The 15205-nt window shown below is 45.5% G+C and carries 14 protein-coding genes; 2 read left to right on the top strand and 12 right to left on the bottom strand.

Annotated features, from left to right (window positions below):
* Nucleotides 1–118 precede the first annotated feature (118 nt).
* Together UQW94_RS11600 and UQW94_RS11595 are read left to right on the top strand one after the other, a co-directional pair.
* The gene (locus UQW94_RS11600; protein ID WP_017820746.1) at nucleotides 119–1702 is read left to right on the top strand and encodes a lytic transglycosylase; all 1584 of its coding nucleotides are present in this window, start codon (nucleotides 119–121) and stop codon (nucleotides 1700–1702) included.
* A complete protein-coding gene (locus tag UQW94_RS11595; protein ID WP_005380375.1) occupies nucleotides 1699–2385 on the top strand; it encodes a YIP1 family protein in 687 nt (228 codons plus the stop codon). Before UQW94_RS11600 ends, UQW94_RS11595 begins: the two co-directional genes overlap by 4 nt.
* Nucleotide 2386: 1 nt before the next feature.
* Here UQW94_RS11595 and UQW94_RS11590 read toward each other — a convergent pair whose 3' ends face one another.
* From UQW94_RS11590 to UQW94_RS11535, 12 genes are all read right to left on the bottom strand, one after another.
* Nucleotides 2387–3232 (bottom strand): endonuclease/exonuclease/phosphatase family protein, encoded by an 846-nt coding sequence (locus UQW94_RS11590; RefSeq protein ID WP_025768251.1) that lies wholly within the window; start codon nucleotides 3230–3232, stop codon nucleotides 2387–2389.
* 140 nt (nucleotides 3233–3372) lie between these two features.
* A complete protein-coding gene (glnB, locus tag UQW94_RS11585; protein WP_005380372.1) occupies nucleotides 3373–3711 on the bottom strand; it encodes a nitrogen regulatory protein P-II in 339 nt (112 codons plus the stop codon).
* Between the two features lie 187 nt (nucleotides 3712–3898).
* A complete protein-coding gene (locus UQW94_RS11580) occupies nucleotides 3899–4213 on the bottom strand; it encodes a c-type cytochrome (protein ID WP_017636043.1) in 315 nt (104 codons plus the stop codon).
* A 70-nt stretch (nucleotides 4214–4283) separates the two neighbouring features.
* Entirely contained in the window at nucleotides 4284–5594 is a 1311-nt protein-coding gene (gene tilS, locus UQW94_RS11575; protein WP_322142243.1) for a tRNA lysidine(34) synthetase TilS, read from the bottom strand.
* Nucleotides 5595–5701: 107 nt separating this feature from the next.
* Nucleotides 5702–6661: an acetyl-CoA carboxylase carboxyl transferase subunit alpha gene (gene accA, locus UQW94_RS11570; RefSeq protein WP_005380365.1), complete on the bottom strand. Its 960-nt coding sequence runs from the start codon at nucleotides 6659–6661 to the stop codon at nucleotides 5702–5704.
* Between the two features lie 46 nt (nucleotides 6662–6707).
* The gene (gene dnaE, locus UQW94_RS11565; protein WP_005385364.1) at nucleotides 6708–10187 is read right to left on the bottom strand and encodes a DNA polymerase III subunit alpha; all 3480 of its coding nucleotides are present in this window, start codon (nucleotides 10185–10187) and stop codon (nucleotides 6708–6710) included.
* Between the two features lie 81 nt (nucleotides 10188–10268).
* The gene (rnhB, locus tag UQW94_RS11560) at nucleotides 10269–10904 is read right to left on the bottom strand and encodes a ribonuclease HII (RefSeq protein ID WP_005380361.1); all 636 of its coding nucleotides are present in this window, start codon (nucleotides 10902–10904) and stop codon (nucleotides 10269–10271) included.
* A gap of 9 nt (nucleotides 10905–10913) precedes the next feature.
* The gene (gene lpxB / locus UQW94_RS11555) at nucleotides 10914–12053 is read right to left on the bottom strand and encodes a lipid-A-disaccharide synthase (RefSeq protein WP_213967820.1); all 1140 of its coding nucleotides are present in this window, start codon (nucleotides 12051–12053) and stop codon (nucleotides 10914–10916) included.
* A gap of 119 nt (nucleotides 12054–12172) precedes the next feature.
* Nucleotides 12173–12961, bottom strand: a complete 789-nt coding sequence (gene lpxA / locus UQW94_RS11550; protein WP_005380357.1) for an acyl-ACP--UDP-N-acetylglucosamine O-acyltransferase — start codon at nucleotides 12959–12961, stop codon at nucleotides 12173–12175.
* A 1-nt stretch (nucleotide 12962) separates the two neighbouring features.
* Nucleotides 12963–13415, bottom strand: a complete 453-nt coding sequence (fabZ, locus tag UQW94_RS11545) for a 3-hydroxyacyl-ACP dehydratase FabZ (RefSeq protein WP_005380349.1) — start codon at nucleotides 13413–13415, stop codon at nucleotides 12963–12965.
* A 232-nt stretch (nucleotides 13416–13647) separates the two neighbouring features.
* Nucleotides 13648–14679 carry a UDP-3-O-(3-hydroxymyristoyl)glucosamine N-acyltransferase gene (gene lpxD / locus UQW94_RS11540; protein ID WP_005380347.1) on the bottom strand — a complete coding sequence of 344 codons (1032 nt, stop codon included), beginning with the start codon at nucleotides 14677–14679 and terminating at the stop codon, nucleotides 13648–13650.
* Between the two features lie 6 nt (nucleotides 14680–14685).
* The gene (locus UQW94_RS11535; protein WP_005391804.1) at nucleotides 14686–15195 is read right to left on the bottom strand and encodes an OmpH family outer membrane protein; all 510 of its coding nucleotides are present in this window, start codon (nucleotides 15193–15195) and stop codon (nucleotides 14686–14688) included.
* Nucleotides 15196–15205 lie beyond the last annotated feature (10 nt).

The following is a 15205-nucleotide window of genomic DNA, read 5'->3' as shown; positions in this document are numbered from 1 at the left end:
TCTTTGCCTCTATAAATTAGTTAGTGTTTAAAAGATGTCTATTATCTTGCGACTGCCACGCACATTACGTTGCGCGACAGGCAGGTGAAGATAAACAGGCCCTAAATAGGCTGAATCCATGCGTTTGAAGTATACTTGGGCGTTGGCGTTGTTATTATCTGGCTGTCAATTGACTCAGTCAGATTCAACGTCTTCTACACCAGAAACCAATAAATCTGAGCAGACTGCAAAGCAAAATGCAGTAAAAGCTCAACCGGGCAATAAATCGTCACTAGCAAAAAAATCCGCTAACGACGCGCCTAAAGTTCTCTCCCCCCAAGAACAAGAAGATGTGTGGCAACGTATCGCCATGCAGCTGGACATGGATATCCCAAACCACAAGAAAGTGGACTACTACCGTACGTGGTATTTAAAGCACCCAAATCACCTTTACACGGTATCTAAGCGTGCTACCCCTTTTCTATACATGATCACAAAACGTATCGAAGAGCGCGGACTCCCAATGGAGCTTGCTTTACTTCCTGTAGTGGAAAGTTCATTCGATGCCTTTGCCTACTCACACGGTAGTGCAGCTGGGTTGTGGCAATTTGTCCCAGGCACCGGAAAAATGATGGGATTAGAGCAAAACTACTGGTATGACGGTCGCAGAGATGTGGCAGCAGCAACGGATGCAGCGCTGGACTACCTAGTACAACTAAACGAGCGTTTTGATGGTAACTGGGAACATGCAATCGCCGCTTATAACAGCGGTGGTGGCCGTGTTTCTAGCGCAATTCGTAAGAATAAAAAGCTCGGTAAACCTATCGATTTCTTCTCATTAGACTTACCAAAAGAGACCAGTAGTTACGTTCCTAAGCTGTTGGCCTTGGCTGACGTTATCGCAAACCAAGACAAGTACGGACTTAATATTCCTGCAATTCCAAACAAGCCTGTTCTAACGCTTGTTGATCCAGAAGAGCAGTTAGATCTGGCTATTGCCGCAGATTATGCCGGCATTAGCGTAAAAGAGTTGCAGAGTTACAACCCTGCATACAACCAGTGGTCGACAGCACCTGAGGGGCCGCACCAACTTTTGATTCCCGTAGAGAAAAAAGAGACTTTTCTCACCAAGGTGGAGAAAAATCGCGGTAAAGGGATGAAGGTCGCTCGCTACAAGGTGAAATCTGGTGACTCTTTAAGCGTGCTAGCTAATAAATACGGCACAACCACGAAAGTCATTCGACGTGCCAACGGCCTATCGAATAACAACATTCGTATTGGTCAATACCTATTGATTCCGACATCAACAAAAGACGATGCAAAATATGCATTAACGGCACAAAACCGATTAAACAAGACTCAATCTCGTGCTCGTGGTCAACTCAAGCTCACCCATGTCGTTCAGTCTGGAGAAAGTTTGTGGTCAATCGCACGTAACAATAAAGTGTCGTATAAATCGTTAGCTAAATGGAATGGTATGGGCCCTAAAGATCCATTGCGTGTGGGTCAAAAGCTAGTGATTTGGAAGGACTCAGACAAAGGTTCTGTGATCCGTACCGTTTTCTACAACGTTCGCTCTGGCGACACCATTAGCGGCATTGCAAGCAAGTTCAAAGTAAAAACGAACGACATCGTGAAATGGAACTCGCTACACAAGAAAAAATACTTACAACCAGGTCAAAAGCTTAAGTTGTACGTTGACGTAACGAAGGTAAGTGTATGAACCCATCAAGCAATCCACTTGTGATGCTGTTGGACATTTTTCGTTCTCCAACATCTTGTTTTCTTGCGCTTTATCAACGCGGTGGATGGGGATGGCAACCGTTCATCTTCCTGATGCTTAGTCCGTTTTTATTCTGGGGTGCTTACTTTTCGAATGTCGATTTCACGTGGCTCAGTGACCAACTTGCTGCGCAATTTCAGCAAATCGACCCGAAGCAGATTGAGCTATTAGAACCAAACACGCTAATGGCAAGCGCGATCATCAATGATGTATTCAACCGCTTTGCCACCTTACTATTGCTCGCGCTTTGGTTCTTTCTTGCAACAAAGGCAAGCAAACAACAATACGGTTACTGGAAATGGTTTGCCGCATCGTGTGCTATCTTATTCCCAGCAGTATTGGGCGATGTAGCAAGCTACGCGAGCTTGCTACTCAAGCATGGTCAGGTAATGACTTACGCTGCCGATTTAAATAGCCTCAATGGTCTATTAAAGCTGCCTCTTACTAACGAATGGTCTCATTTCGCTAGCTCGTTACCTTTGCTTCTGCCTTGGTACATTGTGCTCGGCTACGGCGTTGTACTGACGTGGACGGAGTTTGAACGTGGCCAAGCTTTGGTGATAGCAAGCCTGCCATGGGTATTCTTCTACGTTATTTGGGCACTTTATATTGTGGTAACCTAAGCTAGTTATTTAACGTAAATGACAATAACAATGGGTTATGATCGGAAGCGTCGCTCTGCGGCGCTTTTGCGTACTTAAGCGTCAGACCTCGGTAAAACACATGGTCCAGTGGTAACCCTGTTATAAATTGGACTCGATGATCCGGCAAGAACGTCACCTCTTGTAAGTCCGCAGCCTTTAAGGCCTGCCTCATCGCATTAACGCGAGATTCACTCCAGCTATTGAAGTCTCCAGCAAATAGAATTGGCCCCACATGATGCTTTAAAAGCATTTCAAGCGCCGTTAACTGCGATACATACTCTTTTGTACCTACGGTGAAGTTAATCGCATGTACATTCACCACTGCGAGTTTCTCGCCATTACTCAAGTGATACTGGCTATATAATGCAGACTTAGGTAAGCGAAGCCACGGCTCTTTAGAGGTGTAAGCGCAGGCTTTTTCTGGTTGCCCTTGAGCAATACTAATTACACCGGCACCGCTACCCAGCGCCTTAAAAGCACTCACTTGATTACTAACCCAGCGACCATCCACCAACCACTGTTTAAATGATGGTGTCATGCTGGCTTCTTGCAATAACAGTAACTGCTTATCAGCAGAAAACTCATCGAGTGCACGTTGCCAATTAGCCCGGTTCTGTTTGTAGATATTCCAGACAAGCACATTGATTTTGCCGTCATGATCGAGAGCTTTTGAATCGCTAAATTCGATGCACCTGATATCTTGTGTCAGCTCGGTACCTGTTTGAGTAATAATTTGCGGCTGATCTGGTACGGTGAAAATAACCTGGAAGCCAACCAATACCGCCATTACGAGAAAAGCTAACGCCAGAAAAAAACGCTTAAACATACGACAAACCTGAATGTAGGCACCCGAAATCTAGAACAACAAATCTCGGGTTAAATGATTTCACTAATAAGCAAACAACAAAAAAGGAGCCACTTGGCTCCCTTTTAGCATAATAAATACGAAACAGGTGACAAGAAACCTTAGATCGCGTCTTCGTCTTCTTCACCAGTACGAATACGAACCACACGCTCAATATCAGTGACGAATATTTTACCATCACCAATCTTACCAGTTTGCGCGGTTTCAATGATTGTCTCTACACATTTATCAGCCACATCTTCCGTTACAACGATTTCGAGCTTCACTTTAGGTAGAAAGTCCACCATGTACTCTGCACCACGGTAAAGCTCGGTGTGACCTTTTTGGCGACCAAAGCCTTTCACTTCAGAGACGGTCATCCCTGTAATGCCAACTTCAGCTAGCGCTTCTCGAACATCATCCAGTTTAAATGGCTTGATAATCGCTTCAATTTTTTTCATGTTCATCCCTTAAGCTTCAATCGATTGCGCTTATTATCGTTTAGCGTTTCGCAACATTCAATGTTTGTCTCTGATCCACCAGCGAAAATCCAGATTGAGCAAATTAACATAGCGAATATCGTGAGTTGATAAAACCCCAGTGAGGACTGCTCAATGCCCAATCGTCCAAGCTTTTTCAGACTCACGTTTACTTCAAACTTGCGTAGTAAGCCGCTAGGTTAGCGATATCTTCATCAGACAACAATGAAGCTTGAGCTTGCATCACAGCAGCAAGCCCACCTGTTCGCTCTTTATTTTTATAAGCTTTAATTGAACTGATAATATATTGCTCATTTTGCCCTTTCAGATTTGGGTAACCCGGAATGACAGCAATACCATCAGCGCCATGACACGCCGCGCATACTCCCGACTTTGCTTGACCTGCTGCAGCATCTCCCGCAGCTAGAGCTTGCCCACTGAACATGGTTAACGCCACCATTGCACCCATGATTGTTTTCTTCATTGCTTCACCTAATCAATTATTATTTAAGGATTTTTATATTTTATAATCGACATTGTGGCATGAATTTTCATTACCTGCGCCAAATAAGTTCACAATCTTGACCATTAAACGCCTGATCAACGAACAGATCTGCCACAGCAACGACTCGGTCTTGATACATCAAAATCGGAATTTGACGACGCAGCCAGCTTGGCACATTGTATTCTTGGAACAACTTCTTCAGTTTTCGACTGTGATTACGCGTGGTTGGATGCGCTGATAAGCCTTCCGGATTAAAGGTCACGCGAAGCAATTCTGGCTGACTCGGAAGCGCAATCGTTGCGTTGCTAGAACTCGTCGTTAAGGTCAGCTCCCCTAGCCGCTCTGGAAGCGATAAAACGGTATCGACTTGAATCGTACTTTGCCACTCAGTGACTTCAGCGATTTCCGTTACCCAATAGAGACGATTTCGAAAACGGCGCACTTCACCTTGTTTAAGTTGTAGTTTGGGGTTGGCATCTTGCTGAGCTAATGCGACTTCATTCCAGATAAGATTGAGTTGTACCTGAGTCGGCATACTAGTATTAAGCTTAGCCAGCCACATACGAATCAAGCGCGCACGCGCTAACTCACTGTGCTTAGCCAGTTCTTCAATACTCAAACTTAGATCCGTTTGTAAAGCGCGTTCAAACACCGCGCTCAATAGTTCATCCAATAGCGCTTCTTGTTGAGCACATAAACTTGCACTGCGCTGAACCGCTTGATGGATACTCGGCCAGCGACCAGACAATTCAGGAATAACACAATGACGAAGAAAGTTACGATCATAACGGGTATCTTGATTGCTTTCGTCTTCCACCCACTCCAAGCCTAATTTAGTAGCGGCTTCTTCGATGGTCTTCCGCTTGATAGTAAGCAATGGTCGAACTAGAGATCCGCAAGAAAACGGCATACTCTCCGCCATCGAAGATAACCCTTTAGGCCCGCTGCCGCGCTTAAGCGCAAGGAGAAAAGTCTCTATTTGATCGTCGGCATGTTGACCAGTCAACAGTATATCACCTTCTTGAATGTACTTAGTTAAGGCTTGGTAGCGAGCTTCACGAGCAAGAAGTTCAATACTTTCACCATTGCTGATGTCTAAGCTCACTCGTTCGATCGAGCACGATATCCCCACTTGTTGTGCCCAAAGTAAGCATTTATCGGCCCAATTATCGGCATTCGAGCTTAAACCATGGTGCACATACACAGCGTGACACTCTACAGAGTGCGCTTGTTGGTAGCGACTGAGTAATTCGAGTAAAAGACGTGAATCCACTCCTCCGCTAAACGCCAAGACAACCTTAGTGCCTAATTGATAGTAGCGGCCGAGAACTTGAGCAAAATGCGGGTAAAGCGATTCCATAAGCGATCCGATAGGTACAAAAAAAGGGCTGGACTCTCATCCAACCCTTTCTATTTTAACTGTTATCACTTGAGATATCAGCTAACGCTTAATAGCAATCACCGAAATTAACAGTAACCGTAGCTCATTAGACGCTGGTAACGACGCTCACGTAGCGTCTCTTCATCCAATTGTTCTAGATCTTCTAGCTGACGAAGTAGTGTCGCTTTCATATTCGCTGCCATTTGAACATGATCGCGATGAGCGCCGCCTAGTGGCTCTTCAATGATTTCGTCGATCAGTTCAAGCTCTTTAAGACGCGGAGCAGTTAGACCCATTGCCTCTGCCGCTTGTGGCGCTTTGTCTGAATCACGCCATAAGATTGAAGCACAACCCTCAGGAGAAATTACTGAGTACGTAGAGTACTGAAGCATGTTCACGTAGTCGCCTACACCGATTGCTAGTGCACCACCAGAACCGCCTTCACCAACAACGTTACAGATTACTGGCACTTTAAGACCAGACATCACTTTTAGGTTTTTCGCGATAGCTTCAGATTGACCACGCTCTTCTGCGCCCACACCTGGATACGCGCCAGCCGTGTCAATAAATGTGATGATCGGCATGTTGAAACGCTCTGCCATTTCCATCAAGCGTAGAGCCTTACGGTAGCCTTCTGGTTTCGGCATACCAAAGTTACGTTTCACCTTTTCTTTGGTCTCACGACCTTTTTGGTGACCAATGATCATCACAGGGCGGCCTTCAAGGCGAGCCATGCCACCCACAATCGCTTTGTCGTCTGCAAACGCGCGGTCACCCGCTAATTCATCAAACTCCTCAAAAGCGTGTTGGATGTAATCCAGCGTGTAAGGACGTAGTGGGTGACGAGCCAGTTGAGCTGTTTCCCATGCACCTAGGTCACTGAAGGTTTTTTTCTTCAGCTCTAAGCTTTTCTTCTCAAGCTGTTCGATTTCTTTATCCAGGTCAATCGCAGAATCACCACCGTGACGAGAGACATCACGTAGTGCTTCAATTTTCGCTTCTAGTTCTGCAATTGGCTTTTCAAATTCAAGAAAGTTTAGGCTCATCTATGAATCCTTGTTTACTCAGCGTCTAACATATTGCGCTGAATTTTTAGTTAAATTCGAGTTCTACCTGGCTTTTGCCAAGCAACTGTTTTAAATCGTCGAGTAATGTATCACTTGGCGTAACTCGCCACTCGGTGCCCAATGTTAACCGCGCTCTGGCGTCGGCACGCTGGTAGTATACATTGACGGGTACGGTTCCGGCTTTGTGCGGTTCTAAAATACGGCTGAACTGCTCAAAAAACTGATCGTTGATCTGATTTGCATCTATCGATACCGACAAACCACGAGCGTATTTCTCGCGCGCACTGCCGAGATCCATAACTTCACGCGCCGACATTTTAAGGCCACCGTTGAAGTCATCAAAGCTGACCTGTCCAGAAACGACCAAAATTCTGTCTTTTTCGAGAAGTTCAGCGTATCGATCCAGCGCATCTGAGAACAACATCACTTCCATGCGACCACTTCGGTCATCCAGTGTCATAATACCAATTCGTGTACCACGCTTGGTCGTCATTACACGAGCGGCAATAACCAGGCCGGCTACCGTGACAGATTGATCGCGGCGAGTGGGCGTTGCGTCTTTTAGTCGACAACTGGTGTATTTGTTTAGTTCCTTTACGTAGGCGTTAATTGGGTGCCCTGTCAAATATAGACCTAGGGTATCACGCTCGCCCTCTAACCACACTTTTTCTGGCCAAGGCGGAACCTGCGTATACTTATGCTCTACTTCTTCAGGTGCATCCGTTAGCACACCAAACATATCCGTTTGACCAAACGCTTCAGCTTGGTGATGTTGACTTGCTGCTTTTACCGCATCATTGAGTGACGCCATCATCGCCGCGCGGTGTGGGCCTAGTCGATCCAACGCGCCCGCGTAAATCAGCTTCTCTATCACTCGTTTATTGACGCGTTTTAGATCAACTCGTGCACAGAAATCAAACAGGTCTTTAAAGTGACCACCTTTATTTCTCGCCTCAAGAATCGCATCGATAGGGCCCTCACCAACCCCTTTTATCGCACCAATACCGTAAACAATTGCGCCATTTTCATCAACATTAAAGCGATATAGGCCAGAGTTGATGTCTGGTGGCAGCACGGTAAGCTTCATACGGAAACACTCATCGACCAAGCCAACGACTTTTTCCGTGTTATCCATATCGGCTGTCATTACCGCAGCCATAAATTCGGCAGGATAATGTGTTTTCAGCCAAAGAGTTTGATAAGAAACCAATGCATAAGCAGCAGAGTGCGATTTGTTAAAACCATAACCGGCGAACTTTTCTACCAAGTCGAAGATTTTCATCGCCAACTCGCCATCGATACCGTTCTTTATCGCACCTTCTTCAAAGATAGCACGTTGTTTTGCCATCTCTTCTGGCTTTTTCTTACCCATTGCACGACGAAGCATGTCCGCACCACCTAGCGTGTAACCTGCTAAGATCTGCGCAATCTGCATTACCTGCTCTTGGTACAGGATGATGCCGTAGGTTGGATCAAGCGTCTCTTTTAGCGACTCGTGTTGCCACTTTTCATCTGGATAAGAGATCGCTTCTCGACCATGTTTACGGTCGATAAAGTTATCTACCATGCCCGATTGCAAAGGACCCGGACGGAAGAGTGCTACCAATGCGATAATGTCTTCGAAACAGTCTGGCTGAAGTCGTTTGATCAGCTCTTTCATGCCTCGAGATTCAAGCTGGAATACTGCTGTCGTTTCAGAGTTTTGCAACAAACGGAAAGAGGCAGGGTCTTCTAACGGTATGGATTCAATTTGAACCGGTTCTTTCCCTTCTCGCTCTAGGCGTGGGTTAATCAGTCCTAACGCCCAGTCAATAATGGTTAAGGTACGTAAACCCAAGAAGTCAAACTTAACTAGGCCAGCGGTCTCAACATCGTTTTTATCAAATTGAGTAACCGGAAAGTGACCTTCAGCGTCTGCATAAATTGGCGCAAAATCGGTAATTGTTGTAGGTGAAATTACAACACCACCAGCGTGTTTACCGGCGTTTCGCGTACAGCCTTCCAAAATATGACACATGTCGATGAGTTCTTTAACTTCCTCATCGGCCTCATACAATTCAGGTAGTGCAGGTTCAGCTTTAAACGCTTTATCTAGCGTCATACCTGGATCGGGCGGGATCAGCTTTGAAATACGATCAACAAAACCAAATGGGTGGCCCAATACGCGACCAACGTCACGGATTACCGCTTTTGCCGCCATGGTACCAAACGTGATGATCTGAGATACCGCGTCGCGACCGTACATTTCCGCAACGTGGTCAATAACCTGGTCACGTTTATCCATACAGAAATCGACGTCGAAATCGGGCATCGAAACACGTTCTGGGTTCAAGAAACGTTCGAACAGCAAGTCATATTCTAGTGGATCCAGATCGGTGATTTTTAGTGCGTAAGCCACCAAAGAACCAGCACCGGAACCACGTCCAGGACCGACAGGAATTCCATTATCTTTTGACCACTGGATGAACTCCATTACGATCAAGAAGTAACCAGGAAATCCCATTTGGTTGATAACATCTAGCTCTATCTGAAGACGTTCATCATATTCAGGGCGGCGACGTTTTCTCTCTTCCTCATCTGGAAATAGGAACTCTAAACGCTCTTCCAACCCCTCTCGGGATTTCATGACTAGGAACTCAGTCTCTTTCATCCCTTCGGTTGGGAAAGCTGGTAGGAAGTACTCACCTAAGCGCACAGTCACGTTACAACGCTTCGCTATCTCGACACTGTTTTCTAACGCTTCAGGAATATCAGCAAACAGCTCACACATTTCTTCTTCTGTACGAAGATATTGCTGCGGACTGTAGTTTTTTGGCCTACGCGGATCTTCTAATGTGTAACCATCGTGAATCGCTACGCGTATTTCATGAGCATCAAATAGGTCTGGACTCAGGAATACAACTTCATTGGTCGCCACTACTGGCAAGTCCTGCTGCTCTGCCAATTCAACCGCAAAGTGAAGATAAGTTTCTTCATCTGGACGACCGGTACGAAGTAGCTCAAGATAAAAGCGATCTGGAAAATGCTGTTTATAGAAATCAACACACCCTTGCACTATTTGACGGTTGCCTTTCAAAAGGCCGCGACCAATTTCCCCGCTTTTACCGCCGGATAATACAATCAGGCCTTCAGACATTTCAGCCAACCAGGCTTTGTCAATCACTGGGTGGTGTTGAACATGTCCACGTAAGTACGCTTTTGATATCAATAACGTCAGGTTCTTATAACCTACATTATCCGCCGCAAGCAAAGTCACTTGTGTCAGCTCTTCACCAAACTCGTCCGACTGCATTTTAAAGTCAGCACCAATGATCGGTTTAACACCACTGCCATGTGCTGTACCGTAAAACTTCACCAAACCACATAGGTTGGTAAAGTCGGTCAACGCCATTGCGGGCATACCGAGCTCAGCAACTTTCTTTACGATTGGCGGAACTTTGTTGAGGCCATCCACCATCGAGAAGTCACTATGAACACGCAGGTGGATGAATTTGGGATCTGACATTAACAGGTACCGTGTAACTCTATTTTGTTGGGGATTCTAACCTAAAGAGGTTGGGTTTATAACACCAATTAGATCGTTTGATTATTCTATGCCTAACGCTTTTTTTACTGGCTTGAAACTCTTGCGGTGTTCACTGATCACTCCGTGTTGCTCAATCGCTTCAAAGTGCGCTTTAGTTGGGTAACCTTTGTGCTTCGCGAAGCCAAATTGTGGATGAAGTTTATCCAACTCTTCCATCTCTTGGTCACGCACGACTTTAGCAATAATTGAAGCCGCACTGATTTCGGCAACACGTAGATCGCCTTTTACTACAGCTTGAGCATCCATAGGCAGCTCCGGACAACGGTTACCATCAATCAACACCAAATCAGGTTGAACCTGTAACCCCGCCACTGCACGCTGCATCGCAACCATAGTCGCCTGCAAAATATTCAGTTGATCGATTTCTTCAGGAGAACAACGCCCGACCGCCCACGCCAATGCTTTTTCTTTGATTTCAGGAAGCAGCGCCATGCGTTTCTTTTCGGTCAATTTTTTCGAATCGTTCAACCCTTCAATAGGATTGTTAGGATCAAGGATAACCGCAGCGGTGACGACGTCTCCTACCAAAGGGCCACGTCCTACCTCGTCGACTCCGGCCACAAGCTGATAACCTTGCGGATATTCAAACGGAGGGAGTTCAACTTTGGTTTTGGTCGCTTTTGGTTTAACAGCCATGATAAATCTCTATTTCTCAATCAGTTTTAGAACTGCGTTTGCGGCTTGTTGGTCCGCATCTTTACGAATCCAATGATGCATTTCCGTAAATTTATCTAACATCGGTTTATTGTCGCTTTCCAATAAGCGAGAAACCTCAGTAAACAAATTGTCCGGTGTGCACTCATCTTGTAGATATTCTTTGACGAGCTCATCATCCGCCAAGATATTCGGCAATGACACATACTTCGTTTTCAATAGACGTTTAGCTAAGAAAGCAGTAAATGCATTCACACGATAACCCACCACCATTGGACGCTTGAGAAGCATACACTCCAACGCTACGGTACCGGAGGCCAACATCACAGCATCGGATGCGGTGATGACGTTGCGTGCGGTGTCATCAACTAACTTGAAGTCCAACTCTGGCGCGAGCGCTTTCCAGGCTTGTTCAAACTGCTCACGGCGTTTTTGATTAACAAGCGCGACAACAAACCCCAGTTCTGGAAATTTTTTATGGAGTAACTTGCAGGTTTCAATAAATGGCTCTGAGAGCATTTTTAACTCGCTACCACGACTGCCTGGCAGGACAGCAAGCCACTTTTTATCTTGTTCTAAACCAAGCAACTCACGTGCAGGCGCTTGTTCTGATTCTAGTGGGATGGCATCAGCCAAGGTATGACCAATGAACTCGCAAGGTACATTAAATTTGTCGTAGAACGCTTTCTCAAACGGAAGAAATGCTAGCACCAAGTTCGTTGCCGCTTCTATTTTAAAGATGCGCTTCTGACGCCAAGCCCAAACAGACGGACTCACGTAATGAACGGTTTTAATGCCCGCTTGCTTGAGGTCAAGCTCCAAGCGTAAGTTGAAGTCAGGAGCATCGATCCCTATGAAAACATCAGGCGGATTCTGAGTAAAATACTGAACGAGATCAGCTTTCACTTTAAGAAGTCTCGGTAAGCGGCCTAAAACCTCGACTAATCCCATCACCGCAAGCTCTTCCATATCAAACAGAGACTCGCAACCTTGGGCTATCATTTTCGGACCGCCAATGCCTACGAACTCTGCGTCTGGATATTGCTGCTTTACTGCTTTGATAAAGCCTTCACCTAGCGTATCGCCAGACAATTCTCCGGCAATGATGCCAATACGTAATGGTCTTTCCATATCTACTTCGCTATTTTTCCTGTGCGCTATGGATAACGGTTTGCCTTATCCATAAAACACAAAAAGATCGTAACCTCAAATTCGGTCACGATCTTTTTATTTATTGGTTCATTCGCCAATTAACGAATAATGCCACGTTCCGTCGTTTCCAGAATATCTGAGAAACGCTTCACTGCTGGCCACTCTTGAGCCATTTCAGCTAGAATAGGCTTCACTTCTTCTAGCGTCTTACCTGAACGGTAGATTTCTTTATACGCTTTTTGCAGCGCACGAATCTCTGGTTTCTCAAAGCCATTACGCTTCAAGCCAACAAGGTTCAAACCGAAAGGTGTTGCGTGGTTACCTTGCGCGAGTACGTAAGCTGGGACATCTTGCACCACTGCTGAGCAGCCGCCAATGTACGCGTAAGCGCCCACTGTACAAAACGGGTGAATCGCAGACAGCGCCATCACACCAGCATAATCATCAACAGTAACGTGACCACCAAGAATCGAGTTATTACCGATATGAGTGTGGTTACCAATAACAACATCATGCGCAACGTGTGCATTCACACACAATAAGTTGTCATCACCAATGATCGTGGTTGCTTTGTCTTGCACTGTGCCGCGGTGAACTTGGACCGCTTCACGAATGACGTTACGATCACCGATAACCACAGTTGTGTCTTCACCACCGTATTTTTTGTCTTGGTTTTCTTCACCAATGACAGCATGTGGGAAAATACGGTTATCTTTGCCAATAGTTGTGTGACCTTTGATCACAACGTGAGACATCACTTCTGTGCCTTCACCAATTTCAACCGTAGAGGTGATGTACGTAAAAGGACCTACTGTTACGTTAGCACCAATTTTGGCGCCCTCTTCTACCACCGCTGCCGGGTGGATTTTAGCGGTTTCATGAATCATATTAAAACTCTCGACGAGCACACTTCAGTTCTGCAGAACATACCACTTCGCCGTCAACTTTTGCTACACCGCTAAATGCAGCAATGCCGCGACGTTCTTTCAGAAATTCTACCTCAATAACCAATTGGTCGCCCGGAACCACTGGTTTACGGAATTTCGCGCCGTCTACGCTTGCAAAGTAGTACAGTTCATTTTCTGTTGGTGCACCAAATGATTTAAATGCAAGTAAGCCTGTTGCCTGAGCCATTGCTTCTAAAATCAAAACACCTGGGAATACTGGTAGTTGAGGAAAGTGACCTGTGAACTGAGGTTCGTTAACCGACACGTTTTTAATCGCGTGAAGGTACTTCTCTTCTTGGAAGTCTATCACTCGGTCGATCAATAAGAATGGGTAGCGATGAGGTAGTAGCTCTTGAATTTCAGAGATGTTCATCGTTTTCTTTTCAGTAGTCAAAGTCGTCTTCCTATATCAATTTTTTGCCGCCAAGATGGCAAACGTGGCAACAGGTCGTAAAGCCGAATCGCTTTGCAATATACTAGCAAAATACGCACCATCTTGGAGTTAAATCTACTTAGAGCGCGTCATTATAGAAGAAAAAGACCCGCATTTCGCGAGTCTTCTTACAGAATATGGAACTAGAGCTTGTTAGCCTTCGTGTTAAATACAGAGCGAAAGATAACTTGTTCTAAATTTCTTCTTTCTGTTCCAGCTGTTTTTCAACCGCTTTTAGGCGCTTATTCATCTCATCAATACGGTGAACTCGAGTTGCGGTCTTACGCCACTCTCTGTTCGTTTGTAGTGGGATACCTGATGAGTAAAGGCCTTTTTCTTCGATACTGCGCATTACCATGCCCATACCTGTAATCGCCACACCATCTGCGATAGTGATATGGCCATTCAGAACAGACGCGCCGCCAATCTGGCAGTACTTACCAATTTTTGTACTGCCCGCGACAATAGTACCACCAGGCATCACGGTACCATATCCGATCTGCACGTTGTGCGCGATTTGAAGTTGGTTATCCAGAATGACATTGTCTTCAATGATAGTATCTTCGAGTGCACCGCGGTCAATCGTAGTACAAGCACCAATCTCAACGCGGTTACCGATACGCACTGAACCAAGCTGAGGGATTTTGATCCACTCGCCTTTGTCATTCGCATAACCGAAGCCATCAGAGCCAATGACGGTACCCGATTGAACGAGACAGTCATCACCCAATGACACTTCATGATAGATAGTGACATTAGCCCAAAGCTTGGTGTTATTCCCTAGCTTGGCGTTCTTACCGATAAAACAACCAGCGCCAACGCTTACGTTATCGCCGAGTTCTACGCCCGTTTCAATCACAGCGTTAGCGCCGATTGTAACGTTCTCACCCATCTTAACGTCAGCGGCAATCACAGCACTTGGTGCAATATCGTCTGCCGGTTTTGGTGTGGTATCCATCGCTTGAACCACACGAGCAAATGCGACATAAGGGTCTGAAACCACTAGCGCATTTCCAACGCATTGATCTTTATGCTCAGCCTTTACCATAACAACGGTAGCTTGGCACTCAGAAAGGTGTTTTGCGTATTTTGGGTTAGACAAGAAGGTTACGTCACCTTCTTGTGCTTTATCCATTGGAGCAACACGGCTTACAACGAGAGACTCGTCACCAAACAGCTCACCCCCGGTAATTGTCGCCAATTCGGCTAATGTTAATGTCTTCATAACTTCTTATTTTAGAGCTTTAATTACGTCTTCAGAAATATTGTATTCTGGCTTGCCGTACTGCAAAGCAGAGATATCAATCACAAGATCGTAACCATTTTTGTCTGCGACTTTCTTAACTGCATCTTGAATCGTTTTGAAAAGCTTCGCTTTTTCTTCAGCTTCACGACGCGCACTTGCTTTTTCAAGTGCTTGTGCTTTCACTTTGTACTCGCTGTCTAGCTTCGCGATATCGATACGTAGCTTTTCAACTTCGTCTTGACCCAAAAGCTCGCCGTCACGTTGTAGCTTCTCAATCTTTGTTTTAGCTTGTGCTTGGATTGACTTCAGTTCATCAGCTTTGCTTTTGAAGTCTTTCTGCATTTTTTGTAGTACAACTTCACGTTGAGGAAGAGCTTGAAAAACTTGAGCTGTATTTACGTAAGCAATTTTCTGTGCAGCTTCTGCCGCATTTGCAAACATTGAAGAGCTCAGTACAAGAAGGCCAATCCCAGCCGCTTTGATCATTTTATTCAAAATATTTTCC

Origin of the sequence: Vibrio sp. PBL-C16 (assembly GCF_034321865.1) — a bacterium.
In the GTDB taxonomy this organism is placed as follows: Bacteria; Pseudomonadota; Gammaproteobacteria; order Enterobacterales; family Vibrionaceae; genus Vibrio; species Vibrio alginolyticus.
The sequence above is the reverse complement of the archived record's forward strand: the minus strand, read 5'-3'. Positions and strand labels throughout refer to the sequence as shown.

What these genes read in the sequence shown, in the direction of transcription:
- UQW94_RS11600 (WP_017820746.1), top strand. Translation starts at nt 119, where the DNA reads ATGCGTTTGAAGTATACTTGGGCGTTGGCGTTGTTATTATCTGGCTGT.
- UQW94_RS11595 (WP_005380375.1), top strand. Translation starts at nt 1,699, where the DNA reads ATGAACCCATCAAGCAATCCACTTGTGATGCTGTTGGACATTTTTCGT.
- UQW94_RS11590 (WP_025768251.1), bottom strand. Translation starts at nt 3,232, where the DNA reads ATGTTTAAGCGTTTTTTTCTGGCGTTAGCTTTTCTCGTAATGGCGGTA.
- glnB (WP_005380372.1), bottom strand. Translation starts at nt 3,711, where the DNA reads ATGAAAAAAATTGAAGCGATTATCAAGCCATTTAAACTGGATGATGTT.
- UQW94_RS11580 (WP_017636043.1), bottom strand. Translation starts at nt 4,213, where the DNA reads ATGAAGAAAACAATCATGGGTGCAATGGTGGCGTTAACCATGTTCAGT.
- tilS (WP_322142243.1), bottom strand. Translation starts at nt 5,594, where the DNA reads ATGGAATCGCTTTACCCGCATTTTGCTCAAGTTCTCGGCCGCTACTAT.
- accA (WP_005380365.1), bottom strand. Translation starts at nt 6,661, where the DNA reads ATGAGCCTAAACTTTCTTGAATTTGAAAAGCCAATTGCAGAACTAGAA.
- dnaE (WP_005385364.1), bottom strand. Translation starts at nt 10,187, where the DNA reads ATGTCAGATCCCAAATTCATCCACCTGCGTGTTCATAGTGACTTCTCG.
- rnhB (WP_005380361.1), bottom strand. Translation starts at nt 10,904, where the DNA reads ATGGCTGTTAAACCAAAAGCGACCAAAACCAAAGTTGAACTCCCTCCG.
- lpxB (WP_213967820.1), bottom strand. Translation starts at nt 12,053, where the DNA reads ATGGAAAGACCATTACGTATTGGCATCATTGCCGGAGAATTGTCTGGC.
- lpxA (WP_005380357.1), bottom strand. Translation starts at nt 12,961, where the DNA reads ATGATTCATGAAACCGCTAAAATCCACCCGGCAGCGGTGGTAGAAGAG.
- lpxD (WP_005380347.1), bottom strand. Translation starts at nt 14,679, where the DNA reads ATGAAGACATTAACATTAGCCGAATTGGCGACAATTACCGGGGGTGAG.